The sequence below is a fragment of the Streptomyces sp. NPDC045778 genome (assembly GCF_056431945.1).
Genome location: NZ_JBWKJZ010000022.1, coordinates 42,383 through 55,577 on the forward strand (window position 1 = coordinate 42,383; position 13,195 = coordinate 55,577).

The 13,195-nt window shown below is 73.5% G+C and carries 10 protein-coding genes and 1 pseudogene; 5 read left to right on the top strand and 6 right to left on the bottom strand.

Annotation, left to right across the window (positions count from 1 at the left end; genetic code table 11):
* Window positions 1-152: 152 nt before the first annotated feature.
* Window positions 153-680: an NUDIX domain-containing protein gene (locus AC07GB_RS26140; RefSeq protein WP_478849464.1), complete on the bottom strand. Its 528-nt coding sequence runs from the start codon at window positions 678-680 to the stop codon at window positions 153-155.
* A complete protein-coding gene (locus tag AC07GB_RS26145) occupies window positions 677-1,942 on the bottom strand; it encodes an XRE family transcriptional regulator (RefSeq protein ID WP_478849466.1) in 1,266 nt (421 codons plus the stop codon). Before AC07GB_RS26145 ends, AC07GB_RS26140 begins: the two co-directional genes overlap by 4 nt.
* A 238-nt stretch (window positions 1,943-2,180) precedes the next feature.
* On the opposite strand from AC07GB_RS26145, the gene AC07GB_RS26150 reads away from it, so the two are divergent.
* The 4 genes from AC07GB_RS26150 to tgmC all read left to right on the top strand — a co-directional run bounded on the left by AC07GB_RS26150 (window position 2,181) and on the right by tgmC (window position 5,039).
* Window positions 2,181-2,603 (top strand): ATP-binding protein, encoded by a 423-nt coding sequence (locus tag AC07GB_RS26150; RefSeq protein ID WP_478849468.1) that lies wholly within the window; start codon window positions 2,181-2,183, stop codon window positions 2,601-2,603.
* A gap of 83 nt (window positions 2,604-2,686) precedes the next feature.
* On the top strand, window positions 2,687-2,953 hold the full coding sequence (gene tgmA, locus AC07GB_RS26155; RefSeq protein ID WP_478849470.1) for a putative ATP-grasp-modified RiPP: 267 nt from the start codon (window positions 2,687-2,689) through the stop codon (window positions 2,951-2,953).
* Window positions 2,953-3,918 (top strand): ATP-grasp ribosomal peptide maturase, encoded by a 966-nt coding sequence (tgmB, locus tag AC07GB_RS26160; RefSeq protein WP_478849472.1) that lies wholly within the window; start codon window positions 2,953-2,955, stop codon window positions 3,916-3,918. Before tgmA ends, tgmB begins: the two co-directional genes overlap by 1 nt.
* A complete protein-coding gene (gene tgmC / locus AC07GB_RS26165) occupies window positions 3,915-5,039 on the top strand; it encodes an ATP-grasp peptide maturase system methyltransferase (protein WP_478849474.1) in 1,125 nt (374 codons plus the stop codon). Before tgmB ends, tgmC begins: the two co-directional genes overlap by 4 nt.
* A 303-nt stretch (window positions 5,040-5,342) precedes the next feature.
* Here tgmC and AC07GB_RS26170 read toward each other — a convergent pair whose 3' ends face one another.
* Window positions 5,343-6,335: an aldo/keto reductase gene (locus tag AC07GB_RS26170; RefSeq protein WP_478849476.1), complete on the bottom strand. Its 993-nt coding sequence runs from the start codon at window positions 6,333-6,335 to the stop codon at window positions 5,343-5,345.
* A 59-nt stretch (window positions 6,336-6,394) separates the two neighbouring features.
* Window positions 6,395-6,982 (bottom strand): Uma2 family endonuclease, encoded by a 588-nt coding sequence (locus tag AC07GB_RS26175; protein WP_478849477.1) that lies wholly within the window; start codon window positions 6,980-6,982, stop codon window positions 6,395-6,397.
* A gap of 360 nt (window positions 6,983-7,342) precedes the next feature.
* On the opposite strand from AC07GB_RS26175, the pseudogene AC07GB_RS26180 reads away from it, so the two are divergent.
* Window positions 7,343-8,773 (top strand): annotated as a pseudogene (locus AC07GB_RS26180) (BTAD domain-containing putative transcriptional regulator); the annotation flags it as partial.
* 2,042 nt (window positions 8,774-10,815) lie between these two features.
* Here the strand turns inward: AC07GB_RS26180 and AC07GB_RS26185 are convergent.
* Together AC07GB_RS26185 and AC07GB_RS26190 are read right to left on the bottom strand one after the other, a co-directional pair.
* On the bottom strand, window positions 10,816-12,165 hold the full coding sequence (locus AC07GB_RS26185; RefSeq protein WP_478849479.1) for a DUF418 domain-containing protein: 1,350 nt from the start codon (window positions 12,163-12,165) through the stop codon (window positions 10,816-10,818).
* Window positions 12,166-12,435: 270 nt separating this feature from the next.
* Window positions 12,436-13,113, bottom strand: coding sequence for a GDSL-type esterase/lipase family protein (locus tag AC07GB_RS26190; protein WP_478849481.1), 678 nt, complete (start codon window positions 13,111-13,113; stop codon window positions 12,436-12,438).
* Window positions 13,114-13,195 lie beyond the last annotated feature (82 nt).

Sequence of the window (13,195 nt, forward strand, 5' to 3'; positions counted from 1 at the left end):
GGGTGGCCCCCGGGGCGCCCCGTGAGGGGCGAGGCGGGGCGGTTACGCTCAAAGGTGTGGATCCCAAGACCAGGAACCGGATCATGGCCGGTGTGCTCGTGCTGATGTTCGTCGTGGTGGCCCTGGCGGCGGCAGCCGGGAAGTGATCTCCTTCAGCGGGGCATGAGGGGTGCGCCGTCGCGGAGGTACAGCGGCCCTCCCGCGTTTAGTGCCTTCAGGGCGTGCTCGAACCGGCGCCGGGTGCGGTCCCGGAGGCGACTGACGGCTTCGGAGGCCGTGACGAAGGCGGCCTCGGACAGCTCGTCGTCTCGTGGCCGCAGCCGGTGGGCCTGGTCCTCGTCCAGGGTGCCGCCGTCGAAGACGAACGCGAGCTGATCGTCCCAGGGGCCGTGCGGGGCCACCCAGTCCACCACCAGCAGCCCGAGCAGTGTGACGCGTACGCCGAGTTCCTCCATCAGCTCACGGCGTACCGTGTCCTCCGGCGGTTCGTTGGCCTCCGCCATCCCGCCGGGCAGATCCCATCCCGGTTTGTAGGTGGGGTTCACCAGGAGCACTCGGCCGGAGCGGTCCCGCATCAGCACGTCTGCCGCCACGCGCTTGCGGGCCTGCTTGGCGTTGCCCTCCGCGAGGTACGCGTTCCACGCGTCGGTGTCGGCAGGGTCAGGCGCTGTGGGCCTCATGCGGTAGTGCCTCCCGGAGACGGCGGGATCAGATCGGCCAGCAGGAGCATTCTGGCGCGGCGCGCGTCATCGAACTGCGCCAGGTACTCCCGTACCGGCCGACGCCCCCGGTGCGGCTCCAGCAGCCCGCGCAGCCCGTCGAGTTGCCGCACCACCCGGACCGAACCGAGAGTCGGGCTCGTATCGAGCAGGTCGTGGCCGACGCTCACCGCGGCGTCCAGGTCACCCCGGCGCACGTGGATGTCCACCAGGCTGATCCGGCCGAGAGCAAGGGACCGTGCCCGCCCTGCCTCGCGCAGCGCAACACCTTGTTCGGCGTGCGCCAGCGCCTCGTCGTACTGCTCCAGGTCACGCAGGACCAGAGCTGACTCGCCGGCCAGCGCGGCGGCGTCGAACGGGCTCAGCCACGGGTGATCTGCCGCAGGCGGCCCCTCCAGGTCACGGTGCGCGGCCTCCAGCGCGTGGGCGGCCGGGGCGTGCTGGGACGCGACGGCCAGCGCCCGCGCCCGCATGGTGTGCAGCCGCGCAGTCAGCGCGGGAAACCGAGGCCCCTGCGCGGCCAGGTCGAGCCCGGCCCGCGCCCGGCCGACAGCCCCGGCCGCGTCCCCGGTCTCCAGGGCGAGGTGGCTGCTGCTCGCAGCGATGTGTGCGGCCAACGGGAGGTCGCCGGCGGTGCGGGCCAGAGGCAGGGCGCGGGCGAAGTGCTGGGCCGCGCGGTCATCATGACCGGAGTCGTGAGCCATCCAGCCCGCCATTTCGGTCAGCGCGGCCGCGGCGGCGAACACCTGCGGACCGCTGCCGATGTCCACCAGCCGGGGTGCCACCCGGTCCGACAGGTGCCGGATGACAGCCCCGTACAACCGGCCACCGCCAGTTTGCCGGTCAGCGCTGCGGAAGTGATCCATCGCCTCCAAGTCGTCACCGTCCGGCGGCGGCCGGTCCGCCCGGTCGTGCCCGGCGGTTGTCGACGCGGGTTCCCACCGGCGCCGAGCCAGCCCCAGCAACTGGCCGGGGATGTGGAAAGCGTCGGCGATCTGCTCGAACAGGGTCAGCTTCGCCACCCGGCTCTTGCCGTTCATGTACTCGTACAGCCGCCCCTGTGTGATGTCGACGGCGGCGGCGATGCGCCATGTACTGATACCGCGCGCATTGAGCATCCGGAACACCGTGCCCATGTCCCGCTCGGCACACGCATGGAGCAGGCGTTCGTCCCCGAGCAGACCGGCGACGACCTCACGCGGGTCCGGTGACAGACGGTCCATCTGCAACTCCCCGAATAGCGAGTGAAGACGATGCTAGGACCAACGTCGTTGACCTGACTCCGTGTTGGAGTCACCTTGTGGAGTCTCCTCGCCCCCTTCACTGCGCGTTGACTTACTGTCAGCCGTCGGGAAGTGCGTCCGTGAACGCGCCTCGGCGCCGCCCCGCCCGCGCGTTCTTCCCCGAGGCACGTGGGCGGGACTTTCCCCCCGCCGCCCAGCCCAAGGCGTGACGACGACCATGACCAACGAGCGAGTCGGACCAGGACACCACCCGCGCCAGAGCGCCACCCTCGCGAGCGAGGCCGCCACCGTTCCGGCGGCGCGTCGGATAGTCCGCGAAGTGTGCGCGGAGTGGGGCATCGATCAGGGCGCCGCAGAGACCGGAGCGCTCCTGATCTCCGAAATCGTCACCAACGCGGTCCGTCACGGCCACTCGCACCACGTCCGGGTGATCGCCGAACAGCCGTGCCCCGGCCGGCTCCGCGTCGCCGTGGTCGACAAGTCCCGCCGCAGACCTGAGCTGCACGTCGTGGGACCGGACGCCGTCGGCGGTCGTGGCCTCCTCCTTGTGGACGCCCTCTCCGACCGCTGGGGAACCGATCTCCTTCCGTGGGGCAAGCGCGTCTGGGCTGAGGTCACGACGAAGGCCGGCGACCCATGACCGGCCCGGCCGGGACCCCCTCGCCGTTCGGAAGCACCGGGCGGCGGCCGCCATGCCGGATCGCCTCAGAGACGAGGACACTCATGCAACAGCCCTTGACGTCACTGGACCAGGTCAAGCCCTGGGGACTCGGACGCATGCGTCCCTACCCGGCTGCGGCCATCCTCTCCGCCGCCCGACCCGTCCTCGACCCGCGCACGCAGGTCCCCGCGTGGGTCGGCCCCGACGGCACACCGCTGACAGCGGAGGCCGGACACAAGCGGTCGGAGACATCACGGGAGACGAGTACGAAGACCAGCCTGGACGGTACGCCGGACCAGGGGAGCGACCAAACCGGGGACTCTGACTGATGGCTGTGGAGGGGCCGCCCGTCCTCGTCGTCACGGGCCTGGACGACGCCACCGCGGACGAAGTGATCACCGAACTGAACCGGCGTCGCGTGCCGGTGGTCCGCCTGGACCCCGGTGACTTCCCCCGCGAGGTGACGCTGTCCGGCACCTTCGACAGCATGGGGATCGGCGGCACTCTCACCACCGCGTCCCGGAACATCGACCTGGGGAACGTCCGCTCGGTGTACTGGCGGCGGCCCACCCCCTATGCCGCCGACCTCGCCATGGACGAACAGACCGGCCGATGGGCTGTCGAAGAAGCCCGCTACGGGCTCGGCGGCATCCTCACCGCACTTCCCGGCGCGTATTACCTGAACCACCCATGGCGCAACAGGGATGCCGAATACAAGCCGGTGCAACTGGCCACGGCCGCCGCCTGCGGCTTCACCGTGCCGCCCACGCTCATCACCAACGACCCTGACCGCGCCCGCACCTTCGCTGCCGGGCATGGGCCGGTCATCTACAAGCCGCTCAGGGAAACCGAGTACACCGACGGCACCGGCCGCGCGCTGACCGTGTGGATCGAGGACGTCACCCCAGGCCAGATCGACAACCGCCTGCACCACACGGCGCACCTGTTTCAGCAACGAGTCAGCAAGTCCGCCGATGTCCGTCTCACCGCTGTCGGCGACAACCTCACCGCCATCCGCATCGACGGCTCACCTGGCGTGGACTGGCGTCGCCATTACGACCGGCTCACCTATACCCCCGTGCCCGTCCCTCCAGCCATCGTCAACGGCGTGCACGCCTACCTCGATGCTTTCGGACTCGTCTTCGGCGCCTTCGACTTCGGTCTGGACCGTGATGGCGCCTGGCATTGGTACGAGTGCAACCCCAACGGTCAATGGGCCTGGTTCCCCGAGCGCATCACCGCACCCCTCACCCGAGCCATCGCCGACCGCCTACAGCACGGAGCCCTCGTATGACCGACTCTGCGGACCTGCGCCGCCAACTCGCAGCCGACGTCTCCGCGGACGACCCGGCATGGCGTGCAGCCATCGAAGCGGTGCCTCGCGAACTCTTCCTGGGCAACGCCCTGTTCCGCTTCGACGGCAGTCAGTGGATCCCCATGAGCCGCGACCAGGCCGATCCCGGAACGTGGCTGGGGCTCGTCTACCGCGACACGACCTGGGTCACCCAAGTCGACGGCATCACCGCCGCCGACGCCACTGGACCCGTCACCGGCTGCCCCACCTCGTCCAGCACGCTGCCCTCCCTGATCGTGCGCATGCTCGACATCGCCGGGGTCAGCGAGGGGAACAAGGTGCTGGAGATCGGTACCGGCACCGGCTATTCCACCGCCATCCTGTGCAGCCGCCTCGGCGACGACAACGTGTACTCCATCGAGTACGACCCGGGCTTGGCAGCCGCGGCGGCCGACCACATCCACGCCGCCAGGTATCACCCCACCTTGATCACCGGCGACGGCCTCGCCGGACACAAGGACGACGCCGAATACGATCACATCGTGGCCACCTGCGCCGTCCGCCACATCCCCCCGGCCTGGCTCTGCCAAGTACGCGTCGGTGGCACCATCACCACCACCATCAGCGGATGGATGCTCGCCTCCGGGCTCGTCCGCCTCACCGTCCACGGTGACGGCACAGCCACCGGCCGCTTCTCCACCGACCAGGTCAGCTACATGCTCGCCCGCCCCCACGACCGCCCGCCCCGCCCCACCTTCCACCAGCACCCCGGCCACACCCGGGCCACCCGCGTGAACCCCGTACTCCTGGAGGACTGGACCGGCCAGTTCCTCGCTCAACTCGCCGCACCGTCCGCCGAACTCATGACCACCGGCACGGGGGTGATCCTGGTGGATGTCGCCACCGGCTCACAGGCGTGGACCGAACCGGCCGGAAGCGGCTTGACCGTGCACCAGCACGGCCCTCTTCGCCTCTGGGATCAAGTGGAAGACGCTCTCACCACCTGGCAGGACGCGGGGGCACCCCCACACTCTGGCCTCGGCCTGACCGTGGACCCGGACGGCACCCAACGCGTATGGCTCGGGGCACCCGACGGGCCCTTCTGGAACCTTCCGGTCTGACCTTGTCTCCACGACAAGAGTGCCCGTCCCCCAAGGAAAAGAGCTGGGCCCGGGTGCTCCATGGGGGATCCGCCGGGGCGGTTACGCTCAAAGGTGTGGATCCCAAGACCAGGAACCGGATCATGGCCGGTGTGCTCGTGCTGATGTTCGTCGTGGTGGCCCTGGCGGCGGCAGTCGGACAGTAGCCGCCGCCGGCCCGGCCCGGCCCGAGCCGCGCCGCGCCGCGACCGGGCCGAGCCCTGCGAAGGCGGTGCCTGCCCCGGCCGGGCCCCGCGGAGACGTGCCCGCCCCGGCCGGGGCCCCCTACCAGGCAAACGCCTCCGGTGAAGCCCCCGGGCCCGGGAAGATCTCGTCCAGGGACTCCAGGACCTCCCCGCTCAGCTCCAGGCCGGCCGCCCGCACCGCGGAGGTGAGCTGTTCGGCCGTGCGCGGGCCGACGATCGGGCCGGTGACGCCGGGGCGGGTGAGGAGCCAGGCCAGGGCCACCTCGCCGGGGGCGAGGCCGTGCTTGTCGAGGAGGTCCTCGTACGCCTGGATCCGCGCCCGCACCGCCCCGTCGGCCAGCGCCTCCGCGGCCCGGCCCTCGGCCCGGCGCCCGCCGGTGACCTGCTTCTTCAGGATGCCGCCGAGCAGACCGCCGTGCAGCGGCGACCAGGGGATGACGCCGAGGCCGTAGTCCCGGGCGGCGGGGAGGACCTCCATCTCGGCGCGCCGCTCCGCGAGGTTGTACAGGCACTGCTCGCTGACGAGGCCGTAGCTGCCGAGGCGGCGCGCGGTCTCGTTGGCCTGGGCGATCTTGTAGCCGGGGAAATTGCTCGACCCCGCGTACAGGATCTTGCCCTGCTGTACGAGGACGTCGACGGCCTGCCAGATCTCCTCGAACGGGGTGTTCCGGTCGATGTGGTGGAACTGGAAGACGTCGATGTGGTCGGTCTGGAGGCGCCGGAGCGAGGCCTCGACGGAGCGGCGGATGTTGAGGGCCGAGAGGAGGTCGTGGTTGGGCCAGGGCGGGGCCCCGTCGGCGGCCATGTTGGCGTACGCCTTCGTGGCGAGCACGACCTTGTCGCGCCGGTCCCCGCCCTGGGCGAACCAGGTGCCGATGATCTCCTCGGTGCGGCCCTTGTTCTCGCCCCAGCCGTACACGTTGGCGGTGTCGAAGAAGTTGATCCCCGCGTCGAGCGCGGCGTCCATGATGGCGTGGCTGTCGGCCTCGTTCGTCTGCGGCCCGAAGTTCATGGTGCCGAGGGTGAGCCTGCTGACCTTGAGGCCGGTGCGTCCCAGCTGCGTGTACTCCATGGGGCCCAAGCCAACGGCTTGGAGTGGGCTCGAAGCAAGAGGCCCGGGGGAGCCTGGGGTCAGTCGCGGGGGAAGCCGGTGGTGGTGAGGGTGAGGCCGAGGGGGGTGGCGGTCAGGTCGACGTCCTGGCCGAAGGGGATCGGCGGCCACACGTCCGAGTAGTCACCGTCCTTGGGCTGCGTGTGGACGTGGACCTTGCCCTGGTAGGGGTCGGCGATGAGGTGTGCGGAGACCCCGGCCGTGGCGTAGGCGGCCCTTTTGGGACCGTAGTCGTTCTGGCCGGTGCCCCGGGAGATGACTTCGGCGACGAACTCGACGTCCTCGCACTGCCAGCGGCCCTCGTCGTCCGCCCGCGCGCCTTCGGCCAAGAGCGCCACGTCGCTGCACAAGCCGTTGCGGTGACCGGGGTAGTCGATGCGTACGCCGGAGAACACGTGCCGGTGCGGGAACGCGTCTTTGAGCTGTGTGACGGCAGCCAGGATGACTTCCCAGTGCGTCGACCTCTGCGGCGTCATGTGGACGTTCCCCTCCACGACCTCGATCCTCATTCCTTCGAGGACGGGCAGCCCGTCGAACGCCGCGAACATCGCGTCCAAAGCGCGCGTGTTCTCGTCGGCCATCTTGATCCTGTCTTCTACGACGGTCATCGTGGCGCTCCCCCCGGCCGCCGCTCTGTCGCGTGCAGCCGCGCGGTACAACGATACGGAACGCCTCCGCCGGGACGACCGCGCGCGCAGGCCGTCCTCCGGGGCACGTACACGACGTCCACCCTCGCGAACCGGCCCACCCGCGCCGCGCAACCCCCTGGCCTGCGCAAACAGCGTGACCCGCCGGGAATGCGCAGCGAATTGACGCGGAGTGAGGCGCCCGCGTCCAATGGACGCCGCGGCCGACACGCCGGGCTCGGGGGAGAACGAGCGCGGTGAGGACCGGCCCTGGGGGGAACACCATCCCGCCGCGTTGACCGGCGCGGCCGCGTCCCCCTGCGCCGAAGGGGGAACGCTGTGATGGAACTGCGCGTACTGGGGGCGGTGGAGGCGTGGGACGACGGCCGCCGCGCCGACCTGCGCGGACCGCGCCACCGGGCCGTCCTGGCCCGGCTGCTCATGGCCCGCGGCCGGGTCGTCCCGCTCGACCAGCTCATCGACGACCTGTGGCGCGACACCCCCGCCGAGCGGGCGCTCGGCTCCTTGCGCACCCTCGTCTCCACCCTCCGCAAGGCGCTCGAACCCGACCGCCCCACCCGCACCCCGCCCCGCACCCTGGTCACCGCGCCGCCCGGCTACGCCCTTCGCCTCGACCTCGCGGCGGTCGACGCCTGGCGATTCGAGGACCTCGTACGACGGGCCGCCGAGCCGTCCGCGCCGGACCGGGCCGCCGAGACCAGGGACCGGCTCACCGCCGCCCTGGAGCTGTGGCGGGGCGGGGCGTACGCGGAGTTCGCCGCGGAGGCCTGGGCCGCGCCCGAGGTGACCCGGCTCGGCGAGCTGCGGCTGCTCGCGGCCGAGCGCCTCGCCGGCGCGGAGCTGGCCCTGGGCGCGGCGGCCCGGGTCGTCGCCGACCTGGAGGCCCACACCCGGGCCCACCCGCTGCGCGAGGAGGGCTGGCGGCTCTTCGCCCTCGCCCTGTACCGCACCGGGCGCCAGGCCGACGCCCTCACCGCGCTGCGCACGGCCCGCTCGGTGCTCAAGGAGGAACTGGGCATCGACCCCGGCCCCGCCCTGCGGACGCTGGAGGAGGACATCCTCCGCCAGCGGGGAAGCCTGGCGGTGGAGCCGATGCCCGCCCCGCCCGCTGTCATCCCCGTCGTGGGCACTCGGCACGCGGGCCGAGCGGAATCCCCCCTGCGGGAGCGAAGCCGAGAGCTTGGGGAACGGCCCCAGGCGCCCCGCACCGCCCAGGAAGCCCCCGCCGAACTGCCCGGCAGAGCCGAGGCCCTGGAGCGCCTCGCGCGCGAGGCCCGGCACGCGGCCGGGGCGGGCGCGCTCCGCGTGGCCCTCGTCGGCGGAGCCCCCGGCACGGGCAAGACCGCCCTCGCCGACGCGGCCGTGCACGCGCTCACCGCCACCCACGGCTGGACGGCCACCCGAGGGCGCTGCCCGGAGGAGGCCGGCGCCCCGCCCGCGCACCCCTGGGCGGAGCTGCTGCGCACGCTCGTCGCCGCAGGCCACCCGGCCCCGCCCGCCCTCACCCCGCTCCTCGACCCGGGCGACCCGGCGGCCGGAGCCGCCGCCGGGGCGGCCGGGGCCACCGGGGTCGCCGGAGCCACCGGGGCCGCCGCCGAGTCCACCCGGTTCCAGACGCGCACCGCCGTCACCGCGCACCTCGCCGCCCTCGCCCGCCGCGCGCCCCTCGCCGTCGTCCTGGAGGACCTGCACCACGCCGACGACGACACCCTCACGCTGCTGCGCCGCCTGCCCGCGGCCCTGGCGGCAAGCCCCGTGCTGCTCCTGGTCACCTTCCGCACGGAGGAGCTGACCGCCGCGGCCCGCGACACCCTCGCCGCGCTCGCCCGCTGCGAACCCGCCCGGATGGAGCTACAGGGCCTCGACGCGACCGCCGTCGGCGCTGTCATCGCCGAGCTGGCGGGGCACGCCGGACAGCCCGCCCCCGGCCTCGGCGAGGACGCCGTCCGCCGCCTCACGGAGCGCACCGGCGGCAACCCCTTCTTCGTACGGGAGGCCGCGCGGCTCCTCAGGGCGGAGGGCGTGCGCGCCGCCCTGACCCGGGTCCCGCCCGGCGTGGCCGACGTGGTCCGGCACCGGCTCGGGGCCCTGAGCCCCGGCGCACAGGGCATGCTGCGGCGGGCCGCCGTCGTCGGAGCGGAGGTCGACATCGATGTCCTCCTGGAGATGTGCGGGGTGGAAGGCGAGGGCGGCCCGGCATACCAAGGTGCCGCCGTCGAGTTCCTGGAGGAGGCCCTGCGTTCAGGACTCCTCTGCGAACCCGGGCCCGGCCGCCTCCGCTTCGCCTCGGCCCTCGTCCGTGACGCCCTCTACGAGGACACCTCACGCCTTCGCCGCACCGGCTGGCACGCCCGCGCCGCCGACGCCGTCGAGCGGCTGCGCCCCGACGACGTGGGCGCGCTCGCCCACCACCGCCTGGAGTCCGCGGGCCCCCGCGAGGTGGACAGCGCCCTGGGGCATGTGCACGCCGCCGCCACCGCCGCCCGGCACGAGGGCGACCACCAGGGGGCCGCGCGGCTGTGGCGGCGCGCGCTCGCCGTCCACGAACGCCTCGGCGCCGCCCCGCTGGTGGCCGCGCAGGACGGCCCCGGCCGCGTCGTCGGCCTGGTCCGCAGCCTCACGCTCGCCGGTGACCTGGAGGGCGCGCGGGCCCAGCGCGTCGAGGCCCTGGGGCGCTTCCCCGCCGACGGCGGCCCGTACGCCCTCGCCCGCCTCGTGACCTGCGACGACGTACCCACCCTCTGGTACCACCGCGACTACGCGGCCGGACCTGACCCACGCGTCACCGGGGCCGTGGAACGGCTCCTGGCCGAACTGCCCGACGGCGAGGACGAGATGCGGTGCCGTCTGCACGCCGTCCTCGCCCGTGAGCTGGACGGCGTCGGCGGCGAGCGGGCGGTGCGCGCGGCCGCCGAGGCCGAGCGCATCGCCCGGCGCACCGGCGATCCGCGGCTGCTCGTCCTCGCGCTGAACAGCCGCCTCCTCCAGACGTACGGCGCCGCCGGGCTCGCGCCGCGCCGCGCCCGCGTCGCCGAGGAGATGCTGGCCGCCGCCCGGGACGCGGGCCTCGGCGCGGCCGAGACGGTGGCCCGCACCGCGCTGCTCCAGGCGCACGCCGCCCGGGCCGCGTTCCGCGAGGCGGACGAGCAGGCCACGGCCGTGCGCCGGCTCACCGCCGAACTCGGGATGCCGGCGCTCGGCCTCGTCCCGACGCTGTACGGGGCGCTGCGCCCGGCCGTCGCCCACCGGCACGAGGAGGCCGCGCGACGCTACGCCGCCGCGCGCGACGAACTGGGCGGGCTCGGCCTGTGGGGCGCCGAGCACGCGGTGTACGGACTCGCGCTGTTCTGTCTGCGCCAGCAGGACGGGCGCCTCGACGAGCACGTGGACCTGTCCCTCCGCGAGTACGAGACGTGGGGGCGCGGCGCGGGCTGTGGCGCCACCCACGCGCTGACCCTCGCCGCCGCGGGGCGCGCCGGGCGGGCCCGCGCGCTGCTGCCCGAACTCCTCACCATGCGCCGGGACTTCCTGTACGAGCTGCGCCTGGCGGCGGCCGGGCTCGCCGCGGTGCGCCTCGGCGAGGACGACCTGGCGGAGGCGGCCTACGAGGAACTCCTCCCCGCGGCGGGGGAGTTGGCGGGCGCCGGGTCGGGGATGGCCACGCTCGGCCCGGTCGCGCAGTACCTCGGCGAGATCGCCGAGCACCTGGGCCGCGCCGACGACGCCGTCTCGCACTACTGCCAGGCCCTGTCCCTCGCGCGCAGGGCCGACGCCCCGCACTGGCGGGACCAGGCTCAGCGGGGGCTGCGCAGGCTCGCCCCGGCGTCGGCGTTCCGGGCGCCTGCGTCCTCTTCGTCGTCGTCGCCCTTCCGGGTCCCGTCGGCGGCCGTGCCGGCGGGCCGGGCCGAGGCCGTCCGGGCGCCGTAGGCGAGGCGCCGCAGCAGGGCCTCCGCGGGGCCGCGCAGGCCCGCGCGCTCCAGCGCGTACGCGCCCGCGACGGTCACCAGCCACACGGCCGTCGCGACGAGGGCCATGGTCGTGCTGCCCAGGTGCGCGCCGAGGCCCAGGCCCCAGGCGGCGAGGAGCGGGGCGAAGAGGAGGGAGTGGGTGAGGTAGCAGGACATCGACCGCTTGCCGACGGCCGCGACGGCCGTCACGACGGTGGCGCCACGGCGCGCGGGCCGGTTCGTCCACCACGCGACGAACAGCGCGATCGCGGCCACGTACCCGATGCCGCCCGCGGTGCCCGTGAGGTCCCGCAGTGTCGTCAGGGCGCCCTCCTCGCTCTGCGCGTCGTCCGGTACGCGGACCGCCCCGACGTGGGCGAGCGCCGCGGGCAGCGCCCCGAGCCAGCCCACCGCGACCCCGATCACCGCCGTGCGGCGCAGCAGCGGCAGATGGCGGCCGGGCTCCTCCAGGATCCGGCGCCGCGCCGCCCAGAACCCCAGCAGGAAGACGAGGTACCCGCCGCCGACCAGGGACAGCAGCGAGGCACCGAACGTGATGAAGAGGCCGGTCACGCCCCGCGTCCCGGCCGCGGCCCACCAGCTCTCCTCGTCGGCCCCGTACGCGAGGTACCCGGGCTCGGCCCCGGCGTCCCCCAGCGACCCCAGCTCCCCGCGCAGCAGCGCGACGACGACGGGCGCCGCCGTGAGCAGCAGCGTCTGCGCAACGCCGATCCAGATCCACCACTTCAGCGCCCGGTCGCTCCTGCGCACGAAGAGCCAGCCGAGGACCAGGCTCAGGACGCCGTAGAAGCCGATGATGTCGCCCGCCATCAGCAGCGCGGAGTGGCAGAGCCCGATGACGACCATCCACAGGCTGCGCCTGCGCAGCACGCCCACGGCGGCGCGCCCGTCGGTGCCGTGGGCGGTCTGGCGCAGATACATCTGCGTCATCCCGTACCCGAAGAGGAACGCGAACAGCGGATAGATCCGCAGGTCGAGCGTCATGATCATCGTGAACTGCACCACGTGGTCGAGCCACGACCCGTCCACGGGCTGCCACCCCGATGGCCCGTGCTCGGCCCGCCACAGATGGAAGGCGGTGTTCGAGAGCGCGATGAGCAGCAGCATCAGCCCCCGCGCGAGATCCGGCGCGAGCGCCCGCTCGGCGGCGCGGGTGGGAGGAGTCATGACCGTCATGTCCCGAACGTAGGAAGCGGGCCGCCTCCCCGGCGTCGGCCTTCCGGCCATGAGCGGTTGCCGAAAGGCGAGGGCCGGCGCGCCGAAAGACGGCAGGGCGGAGCCGAAGGACGACGGGCCCTCGGCGGTCTTATGGAAGCGCGGTGGGGTTCGGCAGCGCCCCGAAGGGGCGCGGGGCTGTGCCGATATGCGGCTCCGCCGCGCGGGCGCGACCAGCCACGACGGACCCGCAGGCGATCGACGGCCCACGCGGCGATGCCGGCGAAGCGCTCAGCGCGGCGCCGGGACCGCCCCGAGGTCCCAGGCCTGGGCCAGGGCGGCGGCGTAGGCGTCGGCCAGTTTCTGTTCGCCGCGTTCGTTGGGGTGGGTGCCGTCGTACGTGTCGTAGTGGATGTCGTACGACTCCGGGGGCTCGGCCAGGAGGAGGGCGGAGGCCGGGGTGTCCAGGTCGGCGGCGGTCTTGGCGAGGAGTTCGTTGAAGCGGGTGACCTCGGCGGCGAAGGCGGGGTCGTCGTGCGCGCGGACGTTGGGGATGACGGGGAGCACGGCGATGGCGATCCGCGGGTTGGCGGCGCGGGCCGCGGTCACGAAGGCGCGGACGTTCGCGGCGGTCTGCTCGGCGTTGGTGTAGAAGCCGAGGTCGATCAGGCCGAGCGAGACGAGCAGCACGTCCGCCCGCTCCCGCCGCACCGCGTCCTCGATCAGCGGGACCATGTGCTGCCAGCCCTCGCCCCAGCCCGCCAAGTGGCGGCGGGGGAAGTCGGGTTGGGCGTACTCGTACGACGTGGGGGCCTCGGCCGCCTTGTCGTACAGGGCCTCGCGGGGGCCGACGACCTTGAAGGGGGCACCGAGCGTGGCGCACAGGTGGCGCCACATCCAGTAGCGCCAGGTGTGTTCCCCGGCGCTTCCGATCGTCATCGAGTCGCCGACGAACATGAACCTGAGCATCCGCTCATCATCGCGGATCACGCTCGCGCGCTGCGATGTGAGCCTTGCCACCTGCCGCCGGGCCGCGGGGTGGCAGGCTTGG

What these genes read in the sequence shown, in the direction of transcription:
- AC07GB_RS26190 (WP_478849481.1), bottom strand. Translation starts at nt 13,113, where the DNA reads ATGCTCAGGTTCATGTTCGTCGGCGACTCGATGACGATCGGAAGCGCC.
- AC07GB_RS26150 (WP_478849468.1), top strand. Translation starts at nt 2,181, where the DNA reads ATGACCAACGAGCGAGTCGGACCAGGACACCACCCGCGCCAGAGCGCC.
- tgmC (WP_478849474.1), top strand. Translation starts at nt 3,915, where the DNA reads ATGACCGACTCTGCGGACCTGCGCCGCCAACTCGCAGCCGACGTCTCC.
- tgmB (WP_478849472.1), top strand. Translation starts at nt 2,953, where the DNA reads ATGGCTGTGGAGGGGCCGCCCGTCCTCGTCGTCACGGGCCTGGACGAC.
- AC07GB_RS26175 (WP_478849477.1), bottom strand. Translation starts at nt 6,982, where the DNA reads ATGACCGTCGTAGAAGACAGGATCAAGATGGCCGACGAGAACACGCGC.
- AC07GB_RS26170 (WP_478849476.1), bottom strand. Translation starts at nt 6,335, where the DNA reads ATGGAGTACACGCAGCTGGGACGCACCGGCCTCAAGGTCAGCAGGCTC.
- AC07GB_RS26145 (WP_478849466.1), bottom strand. Translation starts at nt 1,942, where the DNA reads ATGGACCGTCTGTCACCGGACCCGCGTGAGGTCGTCGCCGGTCTGCTC.
- AC07GB_RS26140 (WP_478849464.1), bottom strand. Translation starts at nt 680, where the DNA reads ATGAGGCCCACAGCGCCTGACCCTGCCGACACCGACGCGTGGAACGCG.
- tgmA (WP_478849470.1), top strand. Translation starts at nt 2,687, where the DNA reads ATGCAACAGCCCTTGACGTCACTGGACCAGGTCAAGCCCTGGGGACTC.
- AC07GB_RS26185 (WP_478849479.1), bottom strand. Translation starts at nt 12,165, where the DNA reads ATGACGGTCATGACTCCTCCCACCCGCGCCGCCGAGCGGGCGCTCGCG.